General features: G+C 70.5%; 21 protein-coding genes, 1 tRNA gene and 2 pseudogenes. 6 read left to right on the top strand and 18 right to left on the bottom strand.

Features of this window, described 5'->3' with window-relative positions; genetic code table 11:
- Positions 1–25: 25 nt before the first annotated feature.
- The 3 genes from ACF1GV_RS13460 to ACF1GV_RS13450 all read right to left on the bottom strand — a co-directional run bounded on the left by ACF1GV_RS13460 (position 26) and on the right by ACF1GV_RS13450 (position 2,621).
- Entirely contained in the window at positions 26–1,519 is a 1,494-nt protein-coding gene (locus ACF1GV_RS13460) for a DEAD/DEAH box helicase (RefSeq protein ID WP_391680010.1), read from the bottom strand.
- Between the two features lie 203 nt (positions 1,520–1,722).
- Positions 1,723–1,926 carry a cold-shock protein gene (locus tag ACF1GV_RS13455; protein ID WP_391680009.1) on the bottom strand — a complete coding sequence of 68 codons (204 nt, stop codon included), beginning with the start codon at positions 1,924–1,926 and terminating at the stop codon, positions 1,723–1,725.
- A 227-nt stretch (positions 1,927–2,153) separates the two neighbouring features.
- Positions 2,154–2,621: an SgcJ/EcaC family oxidoreductase gene (locus tag ACF1GV_RS13450; protein WP_391680007.1), complete on the bottom strand. Its 468-nt coding sequence runs from the start codon at positions 2,619–2,621 to the stop codon at positions 2,154–2,156.
- Between the two features lie 110 nt (positions 2,622–2,731).
- Between ACF1GV_RS13450 and ACF1GV_RS13445 the strand changes: the two genes are divergently transcribed.
- The 3 genes from ACF1GV_RS13445 to infA all read left to right on the top strand — a co-directional run bounded on the left by ACF1GV_RS13445 (position 2,732) and on the right by infA (position 4,373).
- Positions 2,732–3,196 (top strand): MarR family winged helix-turn-helix transcriptional regulator, encoded by a 465-nt coding sequence (locus tag ACF1GV_RS13445; RefSeq protein ID WP_391680006.1) that lies wholly within the window; start codon positions 2,732–2,734, stop codon positions 3,194–3,196.
- Positions 3,197–3,390: 194 nt separating this feature from the next.
- Entirely contained in the window at positions 3,391–4,155 is a 765-nt protein-coding gene (locus ACF1GV_RS13440; RefSeq protein ID WP_391680004.1) for a GNAT family N-acetyltransferase, read from the top strand.
- Positions 4,152–4,373: a translation initiation factor IF-1 gene (infA, locus tag ACF1GV_RS13435; protein WP_363265173.1), complete on the top strand. Its 222-nt coding sequence runs from the start codon at positions 4,152–4,154 to the stop codon at positions 4,371–4,373. Before ACF1GV_RS13440 ends, infA begins: the two co-directional genes overlap by 4 nt.
- A gap of 40 nt (positions 4,374–4,413) precedes the next feature.
- Here infA and ACF1GV_RS13430 read toward each other — a convergent pair whose 3' ends face one another.
- The 5 genes from ACF1GV_RS13430 to ACF1GV_RS13410 all read right to left on the bottom strand — a co-directional run bounded on the left by ACF1GV_RS13430 (position 4,414) and on the right by ACF1GV_RS13410 (position 7,959).
- Complete coding sequence (locus tag ACF1GV_RS13430; RefSeq protein WP_363265172.1) at positions 4,414–4,758, bottom strand: MerR family transcriptional regulator; 345 nt, start codon at positions 4,756–4,758, stop codon at positions 4,414–4,416.
- A gap of 565 nt (positions 4,759–5,323) precedes the next feature.
- Positions 5,324–5,638, bottom strand: coding sequence for an SCO5918 family protein (locus tag ACF1GV_RS13425; protein WP_391680003.1), 315 nt, complete (start codon positions 5,636–5,638; stop codon positions 5,324–5,326).
- A gap of 59 nt (positions 5,639–5,697) precedes the next feature.
- Positions 5,698–6,045: a CBS domain-containing protein gene (locus tag ACF1GV_RS13420; RefSeq protein WP_391680002.1), complete on the bottom strand. Its 348-nt coding sequence runs from the start codon at positions 6,043–6,045 to the stop codon at positions 5,698–5,700.
- Between the two features lie 44 nt (positions 6,046–6,089).
- The gene (locus tag ACF1GV_RS13415; protein WP_391680000.1) at positions 6,090–7,577 is read right to left on the bottom strand and encodes a DEAD/DEAH box helicase; all 1,488 of its coding nucleotides are present in this window, start codon (positions 7,575–7,577) and stop codon (positions 6,090–6,092) included.
- A gap of 178 nt (positions 7,578–7,755) precedes the next feature.
- Complete coding sequence (locus tag ACF1GV_RS13410; protein ID WP_030648194.1) at positions 7,756–7,959, bottom strand: cold-shock protein; 204 nt, start codon at positions 7,957–7,959, stop codon at positions 7,756–7,758.
- 560 nt (positions 7,960–8,519) lie between these two features.
- Between ACF1GV_RS13410 and ACF1GV_RS13405 the strand changes: the two are divergent.
- A pseudogene (locus tag ACF1GV_RS13405) lies at positions 8,520–8,666 on the top strand (DNA topoisomerase IB); the annotation flags it as partial.
- Between the two features lie 49 nt (positions 8,667–8,715).
- Here the strand turns inward: ACF1GV_RS13405 and ACF1GV_RS13400 are convergent.
- From ACF1GV_RS13400 to ACF1GV_RS13385, 4 genes are all read right to left on the bottom strand, one after another.
- Positions 8,716–9,960 carry a PP2C family protein-serine/threonine phosphatase gene (locus ACF1GV_RS13400; RefSeq protein WP_391680426.1) on the bottom strand — a complete coding sequence of 415 codons (1,245 nt, stop codon included), beginning with the start codon at positions 9,958–9,960 and terminating at the stop codon, positions 8,716–8,718.
- Between the two features lie 138 nt (positions 9,961–10,098).
- A complete protein-coding gene (locus tag ACF1GV_RS13395; protein WP_391679998.1) occupies positions 10,099–10,836 on the bottom strand; it encodes a GAF and ANTAR domain-containing protein in 738 nt (245 codons plus the stop codon).
- A gap of 139 nt (positions 10,837–10,975) precedes the next feature.
- Entirely contained in the window at positions 10,976–11,215 is a 240-nt protein-coding gene (locus ACF1GV_RS13390; RefSeq protein ID WP_391679996.1) for a hypothetical protein, read from the bottom strand.
- On the bottom strand, positions 11,209–11,670 hold the full coding sequence (locus tag ACF1GV_RS13385; RefSeq protein WP_391679994.1) for a hypothetical protein: 462 nt from the start codon (positions 11,668–11,670) through the stop codon (positions 11,209–11,211). The genes ACF1GV_RS13390 and ACF1GV_RS13385 overlap by 7 nt, the downstream gene beginning before the upstream one ends.
- An 11-nt stretch (positions 11,671–11,681) precedes the next feature.
- Here ACF1GV_RS13385 and ACF1GV_RS13380 point away from each other — a divergent pair.
- Positions 11,682–11,872 (top strand): annotated as a pseudogene (locus ACF1GV_RS13380) (VapC toxin family PIN domain ribonuclease); the annotation flags it as partial.
- Between the two features lie 180 nt (positions 11,873–12,052).
- Here the strand turns inward: ACF1GV_RS13380 and ACF1GV_RS13375 are convergent.
- The 4 genes from ACF1GV_RS13375 to ACF1GV_RS13360 form a co-directional block, all read right to left on the bottom strand.
- Positions 12,053–12,337 carry an SHOCT domain-containing protein gene (locus ACF1GV_RS13375; protein WP_391679993.1) on the bottom strand — a complete coding sequence of 95 codons (285 nt, stop codon included), beginning with the start codon at positions 12,335–12,337 and terminating at the stop codon, positions 12,053–12,055.
- Between the two features lie 33 nt (positions 12,338–12,370).
- Positions 12,371–12,793, bottom strand: a complete 423-nt coding sequence (locus ACF1GV_RS13370; RefSeq protein ID WP_391680425.1) for a DUF6325 family protein — start codon at positions 12,791–12,793, stop codon at positions 12,371–12,373.
- A gap of 433 nt (positions 12,794–13,226) precedes the next feature.
- On the bottom strand, positions 13,227–13,493 hold the full coding sequence (locus ACF1GV_RS13365; protein ID WP_363265167.1) for a hypothetical protein: 267 nt from the start codon (positions 13,491–13,493) through the stop codon (positions 13,227–13,229).
- Positions 13,494–13,666: 173 nt separating this feature from the next.
- Complete coding sequence (locus tag ACF1GV_RS13360) at positions 13,667–15,283, bottom strand: MFS transporter (RefSeq protein WP_391679992.1); 1,617 nt, start codon at positions 15,281–15,283, stop codon at positions 13,667–13,669.
- A 435-nt stretch (positions 15,284–15,718) separates the two neighbouring features.
- On the opposite strand from ACF1GV_RS13360, the gene ACF1GV_RS13355 reads away from it, so the two are divergent.
- Positions 15,719–16,540: a hypothetical protein gene (locus tag ACF1GV_RS13355; RefSeq protein WP_391679991.1), complete on the top strand. Its 822-nt coding sequence runs from the start codon at positions 15,719–15,721 to the stop codon at positions 16,538–16,540.
- A 47-nt stretch (positions 16,541–16,587) separates the two neighbouring features.
- Here ACF1GV_RS13355 and ACF1GV_RS13350 read toward each other — a convergent pair whose 3' ends face one another.
- Together ACF1GV_RS13350 and ACF1GV_RS13345 are read right to left on the bottom strand one after the other, a co-directional pair.
- Entirely contained in the window at positions 16,588–16,995 is a 408-nt protein-coding gene (locus tag ACF1GV_RS13350; RefSeq protein ID WP_391679989.1) for a hypothetical protein, read from the bottom strand.
- A gap of 248 nt (positions 16,996–17,243) precedes the next feature.
- Positions 17,244–17,317, bottom strand: a tRNA-Gly gene (locus tag ACF1GV_RS13345).
- Between the last annotated feature and the right edge of the window lie 110 nt (positions 17,318–17,427).

The following is a 17,427-nucleotide window of genomic DNA, read 5'->3' as shown; positions in this document are numbered from 1 at the left end:
CGTTCCGGCCGGTGGGCCGGTGGTGCTAGGCCGCCCGGCCCAGGGCGGAGCCGCGCCCCGCGCTACGCCGTGCCGCTTCCCCGGGAGTCCTCCCGCGCCCCGAACGGCCGCGGCGGGAGCGGGACGAGGAGGAGCCGGGAGCCGCGGCGCGACGGCTGGGTTCCGCGGCGGGCGCGGCGACGACCACGGGCACACCGGAGGGGGTCCGGGCCCCGGTGATGCGGCTCAGCTCCTCCTCCCCGGAACGCACGGCCGTGATGCGTGCCGTGACGCCGGCCGACGCCATCAGCCGCTTGAATTCACCGCGCTGGTCGGGGGTCACCAGGGTGACGACGGTGCCGGACTCGCCGGCGCGGGCCGTACGGCCGCCGCGGTGCAGGTAGTCCTTGGGATCGGTGGGCGGGTCCACGTTGACGACGAGGTCGAGGTCGTCGACGTGGATGCCGCGGGCGGCGACGTTGGTCGCCACCAGCACGGTGACGTGACCGTCCTTGAACTGGGCGAGGGTGCGGGTGCGCTGCGGCTGGGACCGGCCGCCGTGCAGTGCCGCGGCGCGGACACCGCTGTTCAGCAGGTGCTTGGTGAGCCGGTCCACCGCGCGCTTGGTGTCCAGGAACATGATGACCCGGCCGTCGCGGGCCGCGATCTCGGTGGTCGCCTGCCGCTTGTCCGCGTCATCGACGTGCAGCACGTGGTGCTCCATGGTGGTGACGGCGCCGGCCGACGGGTCGACGGAGTGGACCACCGGGTCGGTCAGGTAGCGGCGGACCAGCAGGTCGACGTTGCGGTCCAGGGTGGCGGAGAACAGCAGTCGCTGGCCGTCGGGGCGTACCTGGTCGAGCAGGGCGGTGACCTGGGGCATGAAGCCCATGTCGGTCATCTGGTCGGCCTCGTCGAGGACGGTGATGTCGACGTCGTCGAGGCGGCAGTCGCCGCGGTCGATGAGGTCCTTGAGCCGGCCCGGCGTCGCGACCACGACCTCGGCGCCGGCACGCAGCGCACCGGCCTGCCTGCCGATCGACATCCCGCCGACCACGGTGGCGAGCCGCAGGCTCACGGCACGGGCGTAGGGGGTGAGCGCGTCGGTGACCTGCTGGGCCAGCTCACGCGTCGGTACCAGCACGAGGGCCAGCGGGCGCCGCGGTTCGGCGCGCTGCCCCGCGGTGCGGGCCAGGAGCGCCAGGCCGAAGGCGAGGGTCTTGCCCGAGCCGGTGCGGCCGCGGCCGAGGACGTCACGGCCGGCCAGGGAGTTCGGCAGGGTCGCCGCCTGGATCGGGAACGGCACGGTCACTCCCTCCCGGCGGAGGGCGGCCGGCAGGGCCGGCGGCAGGCCCAGCTCGTCGAACGACTCCACCGGCGGCAGCGCGGGCGTGATCGTCGTCGGCAGGGCGAATTCACCCGACGGACGCGAGGAGCTCTGTGCCGAGGAGGGCCGACGCCCACGGCGGCTCTGGGAACCACCGGAGGAACCGGATCCGCCGGATCGGTTGTATGTGCGAGCGGAACGAGCACGGCTCATGCGAAATCTTCACGCTTTCCTGGACGCGGCACGTATCCGTCAAGGAAATCGCGCGGCGGAAAACAGCCGCGCGAAGAACCGCGAGAACGAGCCGGAATTGAGGGGGCGGACCGGATCGGTCGACGACGCCCCGAACGACACGAGCTGGGGCCCGCACCCCAAGGTGCGGGCCCCAGCTGCTGTGTAACGCGATGGTGCGCAGGTCAGGCGGGGACGATGTTCTCGGCCGTCGGGCCCTTCTGGCCCTGGCCGATGTCGAACGTCACCTTCTGGCCCTCCTGCAGCTCGCGGAAGCCCTGGGTGGCGATGTTCGAGTAGTGGGCGAAGACGTCAGCGCCGCCGCCGTCCTGCTCGATGAAGCCGAAACCCTTTTCCGCGTTGAACCACTTGACAGTACCGGTCGCCATTTTTTTCTCCTTCGGGACGGTGTTCGAAGCCGCCCTGCGCGGCTTCGGTCGCCGCGATGATCACTCCGCAGGAAAAAATTCCCGGCAACCACAACTGCAACTGACGCCGACAGTACCATGCCGCAATCGCCCCCGCACGGAAAAAACAAATTACGCTCCGCTTGCCGATCCGGGAATATCCGGCGGCACCCCGGTCGGCGACAGCAGTCCTCTTTCCCTGCCGCGCGTCACCGCGCCGCGGGCCGGGTGGCGGGCTGGAACCGGAAGGAGACGGCCTCCATCAGGCGCCTGTGCTGGGTCTTCTGGACGGCGGCGATCAGCCACCGCCCCCCGGCGTCGCGCACGACGGTGTAGGTGGCGAGCTTGCCGAGCCGCTTCGGCCGGCCCTTGCCGACGTCCCCCCGGGTGACGACGACCGCGGTGTCGGTCCCGTAGAAGCGGATGTCGGTGATGTCGAGGGTCAGCCGGGTGCCCTTGAGGAATCCGCCGAAGAGGGCCTGGTGCGCTCGGCCGATCTCCTCGCCGCCGCGGTACACGGTGCCCACGAAGGTGACGTCGGTCGCGTCCTCGGTGAAGCACCTGCCGTACGCGGTTCCGTCGCCGCGCATCCAGGCCGCGCTGCTCTCGTCGAGAAGGGAACGGATCGCGGCGGTGTCGCTCTCGCGGGCGGGCTCGACGGGGGTGCGGGTCGTCACTTCTCTGCCTCCGGTTCGGTGGACGTGCAGGACGTGGTAGCTTCACGGACGAAGTATCTGTGTTGGAGATGTTTCTTCCTTGAGGAAGATGTTAGGGAAAGGAAGGACCCGTGTCAACGCCGTCGATGCGAGCCGATGCGAGCGAGGTCTACCGTCGGTACCTGAGCGCCGTGATGCTGCACGGCCACGCCGGCGCCAAGGCGTGCGGCCTGGGTGCCACCGACCTGTACGCGCTGAACATCCTTCAGCTGTCGGGCCCGATGTCCCCCGGGGAACTGGCCGAACGCACGGGCCTGACGACCGGCCCGACGACCCGGTTGATCGACAGGCTGGAGCAGGCCGGCTACGTGCGCCGCGCCCCCGACCCCGGCGACCGCCGCAAGGCCGTCGTGGAGCCGGTGGGCGAACCGGCCGACCTGGACCGCGTCATGGCCCCGGCCCGCCAGAAGATCGGCGACATCCTCCGCGACTACGAGCCGGACCAACTGGCCGTGCTCTTCGACTACTTCACCCGGTCCGCCGCGGCCTACCAGGCGGCGGCGGAAGAACTCCGCACCGCGAACCCCGGCACCTGACCCCGGATGGAAAAGAGCTGGCCGGGCCGACGAACGAGCTGCTAGCTTGCGCTCGACCGTGACTTCGCCCGAGGAGGTGACACCCGTGAACGCTGTATCGAAGTGGGTGCTCCCCCTTTCCGTCACGGTGTGCGACTGATCAAGGTGTCGTCGGGAGCGCCTCTCCACAAGGCATTCCCGAAAGGCGAACACCCATGAACACTGTGACGATCACGCGGGTCGCTCCGGCACGGTGGGAGGCGGTGGCAGACGACCGGATCGTCGGCCGCGGAGATCTCTCGCAACGGCCCGACGGGCGGCGCTTCATCAGCATCGACGTGTGGCAGGGCGCGGTCTTCGACGAGCTCGCCGCCGCGATGCTGGCGGACCTCCCCGAGCAGCTCCACACCGTGGTCGGCGAGGCCGACCACGACCTGAGGGCGAGCTGGGAGCGGCTCGGCTTCACCGTCGGACGCCGCGAGCGGGAGTACGACCTGCCCACCGACGTACGCGAAACCGGGCTCGGCGGTCTGCGGCTCCCGCCGGATGTGACGATCCTGCCCGCCGGCGCGGCGGACGAGAGCCTGCTGCGCGCGCTGGACCGCGCGATCCGCGAGGAGGTCGAAGCCACCGTCGGCTGGCGCACCATGCCCGCCGAGGTGCTGCCCCTCCCGGCCGGGTCCCTGCCGGTGGACCCGGCGAAGTACGCGACGGCGGTCCGAGGCGGCGAGTACGTCGGTCTGGTCCGTGTCGCGCGGGTGCGCCGCCGAGCGCGGATCGGGCTGCTCGCTGTCCGGGCGGATCACCGCCGGCACGGCATCGGGCGGGCGCTGCTGGCCCACGCGCTGGGCGCGTTGCACCGGGATGGGGTCGAGTCCGCCTGGGCCGAGGTGGACGAGTCCAACGCCGCGGCGATCGCGCTGGTCGAGGGCGCCGGCGCCCGGCGTTCGGGCGGCTGCCTGGAGCTGGTGCGCCGATGACGCCCGCGAAGAGCGTGGACGTCGAGGGCATCGTCCTCGAATGCCTGCGCAACGCCACCTTCAAGGTCGAACTGCCCAACGGGCACCACGTGCTCGCGCACATCAGCGGGAAGATCCGGAAGAACCACATCAGGATCCTGCCGTTCGACCGGGTGCTCGTGGCGCTCAGCCCGTACGACCTGACCCGCGGCCGGATCCTCTACCGCTACCGGACCTGAACAGCGCGAGCGGGTGACGAGTCGGCCCGCTCCCACCTGATCAGGCGGAGCCGGAACCGCCCGCCGACTCGCTGGCGGCACGGCGGTACTCGGCGTTGATCCGCTGCGCCTCCTCGAGCTGGTCCTCCAGGATGACGATGCGGCACGCGGCCTCGATCGGAGTCCCCTTGTCGACGAGCTCCCGGGCCCGGGCGGCGACCCGCAGCTGGTAGCGGGAGTACCGGCGGTGTCCTCCCTCCGAGCGCAGCGGAGTGATCAGACGAGCCTCCCCGATCGCCCGGAGGAAGGCCGGGGTGGTGCCGAGCATCTCGGCCGCCCGGCCCATCGAGTACGCGGGGTAGTCGTCGTCGTCCAGACGATCATTCAGTGGGTTGTCCGATGTCATGTCACCTCGCTGTGCCAACGCGTCGAGGGGCCCTGGTGCCGTACGGCACCAGGGCCCCGAAGGAAATTCAACACCATCCGTCGGCACTACTGCTGTGCCGACCTGTCTGTTACCGCTCCCCGGCCCGGCAGGGCGGAGCGGGGGATCGCAGCTGCGTGACCGGGGACCACCTCCACTGAAGGAACCGGCATTGCTGGCGGCGGCTCCTCGATGTGCGAGCCGCCCAGTGCGGCCCTCAGTCCCGTCGCCATTCCGGGAACGCTGTGGCTTCGAGGCTCGAGGGCCGCACTGACCTGCGTACTTCGTATTCAGCCATCCCACCAGTTCGTGTCTGGCGGGTCTCGATCGACCGTGTCTACGTGAAGGAGCATACCCACGCCGGGTGCGAAAATCTACTCCGCGAGGAGCAGATTTCATCCCTTCGGCGGGTGGGGAAGCTTGCCGCGATCACCACGTGACCGGCCGCCGGGCCTTTCACCTGGACGGCGACACAGCGATGGGGGCCCTGCCGACGCGCGTCGGCAGGGCCCCCATCGGGATCTTGAGGGCGGTTTCCCGCCCGTACTCACATGGCCACGGGGTCGGCGCCGCCGAGCAGGGCCGACGCGACCTGGACATCCGTGTGAACAGCCGCGGTCACGGGCTCCGGGCGGCCGTGGCAGGTGAAGCCGAGGCGCGTCATGGCCCGCGTGACCTCGCCGGCGGTGAAGTCACGCGGATCCTGCCGCGTGAGGATCTGACCGACCTGCTTGACGGGGTAGCGGCGGCGGCCGATGGTCACGGAGTCACCCGTGACGAGCCCGGGCCTGACGCCCTTCATCGAGGCCAGCACCCCGGTCTTGGTCAGGTCGAACGGGTACCGGGCGATGACACAGCGCATGATGCCTCACAGGGGGGAAGTCGCGGGAGAAGGAGGGCGGGCTGCCCGGCGAGGCGGAGTCAGCGCGAGAGGGCGAGTACGCCGGCCACCCGGCCGCACCCACCGATGCCGCCGGAGCGGCCGCCCGGCGCGGGCGGCGTTCCGTCGAGGACGTCCCGCAGACGGATCCGGTCCGTGTACGTGGAGCTGTCCCGCAGGCCGGCGAGCCGGACCAGGGTGATCAGACCCGTGCTCTGGTCGTCCCCGTCGCACACGGTCAGGTACTCGACGCGGGCGCCCGCCATGACGGCCAGAGCCACCTCGACGGTCATGTCGTCGCACACCCGGGGCCCGTGCCCCTCGATGTCGTCGACCACGGTTCCGGCGGCGGAATCCGGCATGCGGTGGTGCGTCCGCGCTGACGTCAAGAGTGTCTCCTTCGGTGAGGGTGGGCTCAGGGGACCGCGCCGGACTATGCGGCCGCGTCGTTCCCGGCCCTGCGCGGCGCCCTGCGGCGCACGCCCGCGCCGACGGGCCGCCCCTGGCCGCTGGAGCCCCGGCGGCGGGAGGACGACGACGCGCGGCGGGGACGCTCCGCGACCGGCGTGGTGATCACTACCGGCACACCTGAGGGCGCCTGGGCGCCGGTGATGCGGCTCAGCTCCGCCTCGCCCGAGCGCACCGGGGTGATACGCGGGGTGATGCCGGCCGACGCCATCAGCCGGCTCATGCCACGGCGCTGGCCGGGCGTGACCAGGGTGACGACGCTGCCGGACTCGCCGGCGCGGGCCGTACGGCCGCCGCGGTGCAGATAGTCCTTGTGGTCGCTGGGCGGGTCCACGTTGACGACGAGGTCGAGGTCGTCGACGTGGATGCCGCGGGCGGCGACGTTGGTCGCCACCAGCACGGTGACGTGACCGTCCTTGAACTGGGCGAGGGTGCGGGTGCGCTGCGGCTGGGACCGGCCGCCGTGCAGTGCCGCGGCGCGGACACCGCTGTTCAGCAGGTGCTGGGTCAGCCGGTCCACGGCGTGCTTGGTGTCCAGGAACATGATCACCCGGCCGTCGCGGGCGGCGATCTCCGTGGTCGTGCGGTGCTTGTCCGCGTCGTGCACATGGAGGACGTGGTGCTCCATGGTGGTGACGGCGCCGGCCGACGGGTCGACGGAGTGGACCACCGGGTCGGTCAGGTAGCGGCGGACCAGCAGGTCCACGTTGCGGTCCAGGGTGGCGGAGAACAGCAGTCGCTGGCCGTCGGGGCGTACCTGGTCGAGCAGGGCGGTGACCTGGGGCATGAAGCCCATGTCGGTCATCTGGTCGGCCTCGTCGAGGACGGTGATGTCGACGTCGTCGAGGCGGCAGTCGCCGCGGTCGATGAGGTCCTTGAGCCGGCCCGGCGTCGCGACCACGACCTCGGCGCCGCCGCGGAGCGCGCCGGCCTGCCTGCCGATGGACATCCCGCCGACCACGGTGGCGAGCCGCAGGCTCACGGAGCGGGCGTAGGGAGCCAGCGCGTCGGTGACCTGCTGGGCCAGCTCACGGGTGGGGACGAGGACCAGGGCCAGCGGCTGCCGCGGTTCGGCGCGTCGGCCCGCGGTGCGGGCCAGGAGCGCCAGGCCGAAGGCGAGGGTCTTGCCCGAGCCGGTGCGGCCGCGGCCGAGGACGTCACGGCCGGCCAGGGAGTTCGGCAGGGTCGCCGCCTGGATCGGGAACGGTACGGTGACGCCTTCCCGGCCGAGCGTGGTCAGCAACGGTGCCGGCATGGCGAGCTCGGCGAACGTCTCGACGGCGGGCAGCGCGGGCGTGATCGTCTTCGGCAGCGCGAAATCGCCCTGCGCGGTCTGCCGGTTTCCGTAACCGCCGGAGCGGCGCGGCCCACTGGAGCGGCCCGTGCCTCCGCTTCCTCCGAAACGGTCATACGTGCGATTGCTGCGTGCGCGAGTGGTACGTGTGGGGTTCATGCGGAACCTTCCTCGATGCGGGCGCGTATCAAGGAATTTCCGCAGCAGAATGAGGCGCGCAGAGAATCGCGAGAACGGGCCGAAAGACAGGGTCGATAACCCTGGAAAATAAAGCGAGCTGGGGCCCGCACCCCAAGGTGCGGGCCCCAGCTGCGAAGTATGCGTCCGTGCCGGAGTATCAGGCGGGGACGATGTTCTCGGCCGTCGGGCCCTTCTGGCCCTGCGCGATGTCGAACGACACCTTCTGGCCTTCCAGCAGCTCGCGGAAGCCCTGGGTGGCGATGTTCGAGTAGTGGGCGAAGACGTCGGGGCCGCCGCCGTCCTGCTCGATGAAGCCGAAGCCCTTTTCCGCGTTGAACCACTTCACGGTGCCAGTAGCCATTTTGTTTCTCCTTCGGAGACGGTGCAAGGAATGCACCCTGTGTGCATTCCGAGTCGCCGTGATGATCAGCCGTCGGAAAAACCGTCTGGCAACCACACCTGCAACTGATGACGACAGTAGCACGTTGGCGTCGGCCCTGCGCGGTAAGCAATTCCGCGCCGTCTGTGGTCGCAGGAATATTTATCGTGCGCTGCGTCGATTTCTTATGTCGCTACCACAGATATTGACTCCCGGGTGTGCCGGTTTGCCGTCGAGCGCTCCCGGTCGCAACGCTGTGACCTCCTGCGATGGCCCGTAGGCGGCCCCTGTCGCCCCCACGCGACGAGATCCCGGCGAGCGCACCCGATTCCCGGAAGGAGACGAAGCCCACAGGGCGCGAGAGGCGAGCCGGCCACGCTCGATCAGCCTTGTCGGTGAGGCCGGGCAGGGCGGCGGACCAGGCGTCCATCTTGAAGAAGCCTTTGATGGGGACCATCGTCGTGCCACTCCCGACAGCAAGATCCACGGCGTTCCCGCGCGGCTGCCCGGGGCGTACGCCACCGAGGCGGTCCTCATGCGGATTGGCCAAGCACGAGTACGTGCTCGAGGTCGCCGAAGCCCTGCCCGCCGTGCGGGAGACGGTCGAGGGGCATCTGCACGACCGCGGGCTGACCCGGCAGCGGGTCCTCGCGACGGCCGTGCGCCTGCTCGATCTCGGCTTCTTCCGTGCTGCGCGTGCTCCGGACCGGAGGCACGACCGAGGGGGAGTGAGGGTCGTCAGTCGACGGGCGCGGGGTGCGGGACTCCCGCGAGGGAGGCGACGCCCGTGGTCGGACCGGCCCGGGGGCCGAGCCATTCGCACAGCAGGATCGTGGCGTCGTCCTGCAGCCGGTTGTCGTGGTGGCGAAGATGCGCGCGGATGAGGCGACGCAGGGTCTCGGGCACCGTGAGGCCGTCGATGTGGTGGCGGACCAGGAAATCGATGAAACGGGTGAGTCCGAACTCCTCACCTTCACGGGTACGGGCTTCGGTGATGCCGTCGGTGTAGAGGACGAGGCGGTCACCGGCCTGGAGCTGCTCGCGGCAGACCGTGGTGGGCAGATGCAGATCGGCGCCCATGGGGTGTGCGGGCGGGCAGTGCAGCAGGGTGGTCCAGCGTCCGTCACGGATCAGGACGGGGGGAGCGTGGCCGCGGTTGACCCAGGTCAGCATGCCGGTGGACGTGTCGAGGTCGGCAAGGACGCCGGTGACGTAACGGGTCGGGCCGAACTGTCCGAGCAGCACCCGCTCGATGGCGTCGCCGAGGTCGTCCAGGGCCGTGCCCTGCCTGCGGTGGTTACGGCAGGCGCCCACGGCGAGGTTGGCGGTGAGGCCGGCCGAGGTGTCGTGCCCCATGGCGTCGAAGACCGACAGATGGACCACGTCGTCGGCGGTGGCGTAGTCGTAGGCGTCCCCGCTGACCTCGTACGCGGGCTCCATCACGGCGCCGATGATCACCCGGTGGTCGGCGTAGGTGCGCGGCGGCATCAGTGTCCACTGCATCTCCGCGGCGACGTTCATGGGCTGGGTACGCGTCAGACGGGCGTAGGAGTCACTGGTGTCCCGGCTTCCGACGACCAACATCGCCACCAGGGCGGACAGTGCCCGCATGTCCCGGCGGACGTCCTCCCCGTCCTCCTCGGGACAGGCCAGGTACAGCACCCCCAGTCGTTCGGTGCCGTCCAGGAGCGGGACCCAGCATCCATGCAGCCCGTCCTCCCGGTCGGCGACCGGGAGGACGAGCCCGTACTGGAAGGCGCGGCCGGCGAGCGTGCCCTCGACCGACAGCTCGGCCTTGTCCTGCGGGGCGCCCTCGGCGGCGTTCAGCCCCCTGCCGGTGAGCAGCCGCAGGGTGTCGCGTTGCAGGTCCCCGAGGTAGATGAGCACGTCGCGGAAGCCCGCCGTCGCCGCGTGCTCGGCCACCCGCGACGGCAGGCGCTCGAACGCCATCAGATGGCTCTCACCCAGCAGCCCCGTCAGCATGCGCCGGACCGCACGGTCCCGATCTGTCACGAGACACCTCTCTGTACCTCACCGTCCCGATGCCACGTTCGGTACGTCCGCCCCCTCACTGCCGGCGTACGGGACGGCTCGCCGACTCGGTGGACGGCGGCCGGCCCGTCAGGGACGGGGCCGCAAGGCGCGTCCGGTCGAGGGCGGACCTCCGCCGACGTCCCTGATCAGCTCCGCGCACACGTCACGGAGTTTGATGTTGCGGTGCTGGGAGGCCTTGCGCAGCAGGTCGAACGCCTCGTCGGCCGGGCACCGCTGCCGGCCCATGACCACGCCGATCGCCTGGTCGATGACGGTGCGGGACTCCATCGCCCGCTGCAGGTCGGCGGCGTACTGCTGCGCGTCGGCGATGCGCTGCGCGAGCGCGATGGCGCCGGAGGCCTGGGCGGCGAGCGCCCGCAGACCGGCGAGATCGGCGTCGGCGAATCCGGAGACCTTCGGCGAGTACAGGTTGAGGGCGCCGGCGGTGTGCGTGTGCGCCGCGATCGGCAGGGACAGGGACGAGCGCGTGCCGCAGGCGGCCGCGTAATCCGGGTAGGGCCCCCAGCGGTGCTCGTCCAGCATGTCCGCCACGACGATTTCCTCGCCCGCGCGCAGCGCCTGGAGACAGGGCCCGTCGTCCTGCCCGTACTGGGCCTCGTCCAGCTCGGGAGCGCTCGTCCCGGCGCTGACCACGGTCAGGGGCCGCTGCTGCCGCTCAAGGGTGATTCCCACTCCCTGGGCCACGGTGGCCAGGGCCAGCGCGCTGTCCGCGAGAACCTGGAGGAACTGCTCGAGGGAGTCGGTGCTCAGCAGGAGAGAGGTCACATCCGGCACGTCCGGCACTGCATACGGTTGGTCGGTCACGATCGCTGTGTCCTTCCGGGCGCGAGGCCCGCGGGTCGGCATGGTGTGAGCCGCCAAAGACCACGGGGATCCAGCCCGAAGAGATACCTCCAGCGAGGTGGCCGACCCACTCCGGAACGGAGACGGAAACGACGGCCTCCTATTTGCCACTATCCTCCCTTTTCTCGTTTTTCTCGTTCTGGTCTTCAGGCCCGTCGCCGCAGGAGCCCCTCTCCATGGCCACCACCACCGCCCTCGTGCGGTCGTTCACATCGAGCTCGGCCGACCAGCCCTGCCGGCTCAGGCTGCCGGCCACCGTCGCGCCGGTCGCGAGCCCGAGGAATCCCATCGAGACCCTGGGAGTGTGCCCGAACATCCAGTGGTGCGGCAGCGTCACCATGAACAGCGCCGCACAGCTGCTGCCCAGATACGCCAGCCCGCCGAGCGCGAGGACGAGCACCGACAGGTACACCTGGGGCGGAGGACGGGATTGCGGGGGAAGCGGTCGAGCACCGCGTAGCACAGCACCACGCAGCCGAGCAGCGCGAGCGCCGTGTACTTGCTCCCGCCGGGCGGAGCCGTCGTCACCAGCCCGACGGCCATCGCACCGAACAGCACCCAGCACACCGTGTTCCACCGGCGCAGCGACGTGGCCCAGAAGGCGTCGGGCGAGGGAGCGGTCACAGCGGTCATGGACCCTCGACGTACGTCGGCCGTCGGCCGCCCGCCGGGCGTTTCGGCCGAGGCCGCCGCCGTGCGCACCGCTGCCCGCCCGGGCCACCAGCTCGCATCGCCGAGCAGCAGCATCGCCGACGGCAGGATCATGATGCGGACGACGAACGCGTCGAGCAGCACGGCCGCGGCGAGGACGTGGCCAGTCCGTCCGTGCCCGCCACCGCGCGCTGGACCTCGGCCTCGCAGACGCGGTGAACGTGGCGCTCGCCGCCGACTACGACACGGACGCGATCCTCACCTCGACCGACGGGAGTTGCGGGCCGTACGCCCGTTGGGCCGCCACAAGGCGTTCCGCGTGCTCCCCGACGACCTCCCGCTCTGACGCAGGAACCCCCGGCGGTCGAGTGCCCGCTCCTGCAGCGGGCTTGTACACAGCCCACGACCAGACATCCGCAGGTCGAGTCGTGCTGCCGCTGGCTCGCAGCAGCGTCATCAGGGGGAGCCATGGGGTGGATCGACTCAGTTGCCCCGGGGAATCCGCGGCCGCAGCTGCCGGAGCGGGTCAGGAACCGAGGAGCCTGCCCTTCTGGTCAGCGAACTCCGCTTCCGTGAGGACGCCCTGGGCCTTGAGCTCGGCCAGTTGCTTCAGCTGCTCGATCTTGCTGGTCATGTCGGCGGCCGGCGGAGCGGTCGGCTCGGCAGCGTAGGCCGGCTGCGGTTCGGGCGCCTGGTACTCCTGCTGGGCTGCCCATCGCCCCTGCTGTCGGCGGGACACACGGTTCGACACGGCGGTCGCCGTTCCGGCGACGATGGCCGTACGGGCGACCCCTCGGAGAAGTCCCGGCATGGCGATCTCCCTTCTCGCTTCCCCGAGGTCACCTCAGGGTGCGGTTTCGGTCGCGTCGAGCGCGGCCAGAATCGCGGGCACCGGGATTCTCCCGGAGGCGACCAGCTCGGCACCGCCGCGGCGCAGGGCGGCGGCCAACGGCGCGGCCCAGAGGTTCTCGTAGATCAGGACACCGGCGGAGTTGCCGGGTTCCAGGGCGGCGGCCGCCTCTTCGAGGTCGTCCTGACCCAGCAGACCGGAGGACGCGCCCTCGAAGACGGCCAGGTCGAGTGCGCCGTCGCCGGTGAGATCGCCGATCTCCAGGCCGGTGACGGATCCGTCGGCGTCCTTCCGGATGAACGTGAGGTCGAGGATGCGGATGACGCCCCGGTCCACCAGATCGACCAGGAGGGGCAGGCCCTCGCCGGTCATTCGGTTGCCGGGAAACTCCACGACCAGATAGTCGACCGGTCCCATTCCGATCTCGCCGGATGTGTCGACTTCATCGAATGCGTCGCTCACGGCGTCACCTCTGGGCTCGTGCGTGATTCCCCATGCCATTGCATCACCGGACGGGGAGGGGCGCACGTCGTGTGCATTGCGGCACCGCACGGTCGTTCCGGGCGGAACAGCATCGTGCGGGACACGGACCTCTGGGACATGCCCCGTCCGCGGATCAACCTCTTCACCCGTGCACACACCGGATGTGCCAGGGGCACGACGCGGCACGGATGGTCGGTCCTGCGTGCTCGTCGGCGCAGCGTCGGGGCGGGCGGTCGTGCCCTCACGCAAAAACGCCGTCACGGCGCGTCGCCGTCTGCGGTCTTGCTCGCTGATCGGCCAGTGCCACGCCAGGCCGGTCGTGGAGGAGCGGTGCAGTGGCGCCCCGGCTCAGCGAAGCCGGGTGCGATCAGCTCTGGGCGTCGGACGCGGACTGCCACGCCTTCATGCCCGCTCGGGACGCCTCCTTGGCCTGCTGCCACTTCATGGCCGCCTGCTGGGACGGGGGGACGTCCATGTCGCGGATCAGACGCCGGCCCGCTGCGAACACGGCGGAGGCGGCGAGGGCCATGCCGGCGCACGCCACCACGGCACCGGCCGCGGTGAGCACGGCACCGGCCGTGACGAGCCGAGTGTTGATGTCGATCGTCCGCTGGGACTGGTGGTGATGGTTCATGACTCCACCATCCAACGGGGGGAACCACATCGCATCCCGGCCAACGGATCAGGATATCGCTGATGGGTTCCGAAGGAGCCGGACGGCGGTGCGGTGCGGACAGCAGGCCTCAGCCGGCTTCCTGTCGATCCCCGAGGGCGTGACCCGGGAGCCGTGACCATTCCGCCCGAGGGCTACGGCCTGCTCGCGCCCGGCTGGGTCTTCGGGATCCGCGAGGTGAAGAACAGGGCGAGGAGGGCGGCGAGAGCAAGGATGGCGAGCGCGGCGCGCAGCCCGTCGAGTCTTGCCTCGGTGTTCGCGTCGAGCACCTCCTGGGACGTCTGGTCGCTCACATGGGCGTCGTCGAGGGCCTTTTCGAGCTGTGCGTCCGACAGGAAGGGCGCGCCGCTCTGGAGTTCGACGTTGGCCTGGCTCTTGACCTGTTCCGGGACCGCCGGGTTCTGTTCGACACTGCCCAGGAACGACGAGGTGAGCGCGGCGATCATCATCGACCCGGCGAGTGCCGTACCGATCGAGGCGCCGAGGTTGGTGACGGCGTTCTGGACTCCACCGACCTCCGCGCTCTGTGCTTCCGGCACCGCGGACACGGTGACGGAACCGAGCTGGGAGGCCAGCGCCCCCATGCCGAGCCCGATGAGCAGGAGGGGGACGGTGACGATCTCCCCGCCGGCGTCCGTGTCGAGGGCGGCCATCAGGATCACCGCGCCCGCGAGCAGCGCCAGGACCCCCAGCCGCACGACCCGGCGCGGTGAGACGTCCGGAAGGAGACGCGGGATCAGGATCGCGGCCGCGAGCAGGGTCAGCGACAGAGGCAGGATGCGGACGCCGGTCTCGAGCGCGGACAGACCCAGGGCGACCGACAGATAGAGCGGTACGACGAAGAACACACCCATCTGCACGAGGTACTGAAAGAAGAACAGCGTCAGACCGCCGGTGAGCTTCTTGTTCTCCAGCATGGCCGGGTCGACGAGGGGTTCCTTGTGCTGCTTCACCACGCGGGCCTCCCAGTGGAGGAAGAGCCAGATCAGCAGCAGACCGGCCAGCATCAGCCAGACGACCAGCGACACCCCGAGCCACGAGGGCGCGTCGGGCTTCGGCTTGAACCAGCCCCATTCGTCCGAGCGGAGCACCCCGTAGACGAAGATGCCGAGTCCGAGGGCGGAGAGGACGGAACCGACGAGATCGATCCGCGCGCCCTCGCCGGCCGGCGCGTCGGCGATGCGGCGGGCGAGCAGCACGATGCCGAGCACCATCACGACCTCACCGGCGAACACCCAGCGCCAGGAGAAGTACGTGGTGGCGAGACCGCCGATGAGCGGCCCCAGCGCGATCGCGACGGCTCCTGCGGCGGCGACGAGTCCGTAGGCGGCGGGACGGCGTTGAACGGCGAAGTTGCTCGCCACGAGCGTCACGATCGCGGGCAGGATGAGCGAGGCCCCGATGCCCTCGAGGAGCGCCCAGCCGATCAGGAGGACGGTCAGGTTGGGTGCGAGCGCCGTGGTCAGGGAGCCGAAGCCGTAGACGATGCAGCCGATCATGAACGCGCGTTTGCGGCCGATCAGGGCACCGGCCTTGCCGCCGGGGATCATGAACATCGCCATCACGAGGGTGTAGGCCGTGATGGCACCTTGGATCCCGGTCACCGTCGTGTCCAGGTCCTCGGCCACCGCCGCGATCGACACGTTCATGACGGAACTGTCGAGGGCCATCAGGAACTGGCCCGCCGCGAGTGCCAGCAGGACGACACGCACTGTCGCCGGCCTCGGGGCAGTGTTCGCAGTAGGCGCCATGGGTGAAGCGTGGCATTTGTTCCGAGGCCGGCCCCGCGACCCGCAACGGAAGTCAGCCGCTTGGCGGCGACCGGGTGAGCACGATCGGGACGAACGCGCCGAGCGCGAGCCCCGCCTGATGGTCCGCAACGACACGAACGAGCTGCTCGCGTTCCACGGCTTTCCGCCGGGCACTGGAGAGGCGGGCAGTGCGGCCGCCGCCACATGCGCCGTGGTCTTCAAGGTCGTCGGGTCCGCCCAACAGCGGTGGCGGGCCGTGAACGCACCCCGCCTCGTCGCCTTCGTGCGCGCCGGGCCCGATGCGAACGCGGATCCTGGTCGGGGCACCGAGACTCCGGCTGCCTGAGCAGGATGACCGCGATGACCCCGGACGCGTGGCCTGCGGCGGACCTGGTCACCGCAGGCATGTCAGTGGCACGAGGTTGACTGGCGGCCGTGGAAACCGATGCCTTCGTCGACAGCGTCTGGCGCCTGATCGATGGGAATCCCCCTGATCCGGATGAACCCATCATTCTGGAGGCACCGCCGGGCGTGAACCTGCATGAACTTGTCGCGGAATTCGGCCGGCGGGCGGGGCAGCACCGGAATGTGGCAGCGGGCGGGTTCGTCGATCCGTCGCTCAGCGGACGCACCGGCCTGCCGCTGGCCGAGCCCTTCGGGGCCGGGGAATTGCTGGAGATGCGGGGCTGGGGCTACCGGAACCGCTGGGTCGGGTGCGGCCTGGCCGCATCCCCCGCCGGCCCGCGGGCTGTCGCTGTGATCACCCACCGCGAGGACCCAGCGGCCGCCGGTTTCCCGCAAGGTGCGTCCTGGGCCGAGAAGCTGCGCATCGTCACCGGCTGGGAACCGATACCCGAGCCGCGCGTGGACTGGCCCGTCATCGAGGCAGACCTCGGCGCACGGCTGCCCAGCGACTACAAGGAGGTCGTCGACCTGTTCGGCGCGGGCAGTTTCGACGAGTACGCCGAGCTTGCCGTGCCCGGCGGCCCCGGCGCTGGTCTCAACCCGTGGAAAAGACGGATGCCTCGCTTCGGGCACACGGCGCTGGTGAGTCCCGTGGACGTTGCGGCGCAGTGCCCGGATTCCAGCGGTACGGCGACGCGCCCCGCGGTGTCGGCCTCGGCCTCGCCGTCGCACGCGGCTTCGCCGAAGGCATCGGCGGCTCCCTGGACGCCGAGGACACGCACGGGGGCGGCCTCCACCGTGCCGACGGCCCCGGGGCGCGAGACACAGGAACCGGTGGCGGCGAGGTTGTGAGTGCGCTCAATCGCCGGGCCGTTCGGCGGCGACGACCCGACGTCCGGTCAGGCGGCGTCGAGGGCACCGGCGATCTTGCGGTACATCTCGGTCAGGGCGGGGCCGGGCTCGCCCTTGTGGGCCCGCACGCCGGCGTCGAGGGCGACGCCGATGGTGCTGCGGAAGTTCTCGGCCTCGGCCGGGTCCTGCTTCTTGAGCAGGTCCATGGCCGCGGTGAGGGCGGGCAGCACATGGTCGGCGAGTTCGGCCACGGACTTGCCGTTCAGGTTCTTGATCTTCGACTTCTCGGCGAGCACGTGCCCGACCTGACCGGTCGCGGAGGTCAGGGCGATGCTGCCGTGGGTGGCGACCTTGTGGGGTGAGCCGGCGGCGTCGGCGGCGGCCATGAGGGAGACGGCGCCGTAGGCGGCGGTCCGCAGGGTGGTCTTGTCCTGGTCGGTGAGGGTGATGGCCATGGTGGTGGGCTCCTTCGACTCTTCGCGGCCCGGTCGGGTCCGCGTCGCCTTCGTTCTGGCATGGAGCTTGGGCCACCCGGATTTCACGACGGCTTCACCACGCTTTCAGTGGCAAGCGGGCGATGAGACGCGTTGAAAGCCGACCCGGACCCGCCTCCCTGCGATCGGCCCTCGGTGTGGCGCCGGGCGAGCCCCTCTTTGGGCTGGAAAACAAACAAACCCCAGGCCGATGACCTGGGGTTTCAATCTGGAGCGGGTGACGAGAATCGAACTCGCGCTCTCAGCTTGGGAAGCTGATGTTCTACCATTAAACTACACCCGCGTAAGTCGCCGACGCCCCCGAGTCCGGTGGTGTCGGAACCGTCGCCCACTGTACCTCATGCCAGGCCCCCGGTGTTCATGGACGGGGGCCTGCGTGTGTTCGCGGGGGCG

It is taken from the genome of Streptomyces sp. NPDC014006, from assembly GCF_043088925.1.
GTDB lineage: Bacteria > Actinomycetota > Actinomycetes > Streptomycetales > Streptomycetaceae > Streptomyces.
The sequence above is the reverse complement of the archived record's forward strand: the minus strand, read 5'-3'. Positions and strand labels throughout refer to the sequence as shown.

Coding starts and splice junctions, on each gene's coding strand:
- ACF1GV_RS13430 (WP_363265172.1), bottom strand. CDS start 4,758: ATGACATCGGACAACCCACTGAATGATCGTCTGGACGACGACGACTAC.
- ACF1GV_RS13365 (WP_363265167.1), bottom strand. CDS start 13,493: ATGAACCATCACCACCAGTCCCAGCGGACGATCGACATCAACACTCGG.
- ACF1GV_RS13350 (WP_391679989.1), bottom strand. CDS start 16,995: ATGGCCATCACCCTCACCGACCAGGACAAGACCACCCTGCGGACCGCC.
- ACF1GV_RS13400 (WP_391680426.1), bottom strand. CDS start 9,960: ATGCTGACGGGGCTGCTGGGTGAGAGCCATCTGATGGCGTTCGAGCGC.
- ACF1GV_RS13455 (WP_391680009.1), bottom strand. CDS start 1,926: ATGGCGACCGGTACTGTCAAGTGGTTCAACGCGGAAAAGGGTTTCGGC.
- infA (WP_363265173.1), top strand. CDS start 4,152: ATGACGCCCGCGAAGAGCGTGGACGTCGAGGGCATCGTCCTCGAATGC.
- ACF1GV_RS13440 (WP_391680004.1), top strand. CDS start 3,391: ATGAACACTGTGACGATCACGCGGGTCGCTCCGGCACGGTGGGAGGCG.
- ACF1GV_RS13410 (WP_030648194.1), bottom strand. CDS start 7,959: ATGGCTACTGGCACCGTGAAGTGGTTCAACGCGGAAAAGGGCTTCGGC.
- ACF1GV_RS13370 (WP_391680425.1), bottom strand. CDS start 12,793: ATGGGACCGGTCGACTATCTGGTCGTGGAGTTTCCCGGCAACCGAATG.
- ACF1GV_RS13460 (WP_391680010.1), bottom strand. CDS start 1,519: ATGAGCCGTGCTCGTTCCGCTCGCACATACAACCGATCCGGCGGATCC.
- ACF1GV_RS13390 (WP_391679996.1), bottom strand. CDS start 11,215: ATGGTGACGCTGCCGCACCACTGGATGTTCGGGCACACTCCCAGGGTC.
- ACF1GV_RS13425 (WP_391680003.1), bottom strand. CDS start 5,638: ATGCGCTGTGTCATCGCCCGGTACCCGTTCGACCTGACCAAGACCGGG.
- ACF1GV_RS13360 (WP_391679992.1), bottom strand. CDS start 15,283: ATGGCGCCTACTGCGAACACTGCCCCGAGGCCGGCGACAGTGCGTGTC.
- ACF1GV_RS13415 (WP_391680000.1), bottom strand. CDS start 7,577: ATGAACCCCACACGTACCACTCGCGCACGCAGCAATCGCACGTATGAC.
- ACF1GV_RS13375 (WP_391679993.1), bottom strand. CDS start 12,337: ATGCCGGGACTTCTCCGAGGGGTCGCCCGTACGGCCATCGTCGCCGGA.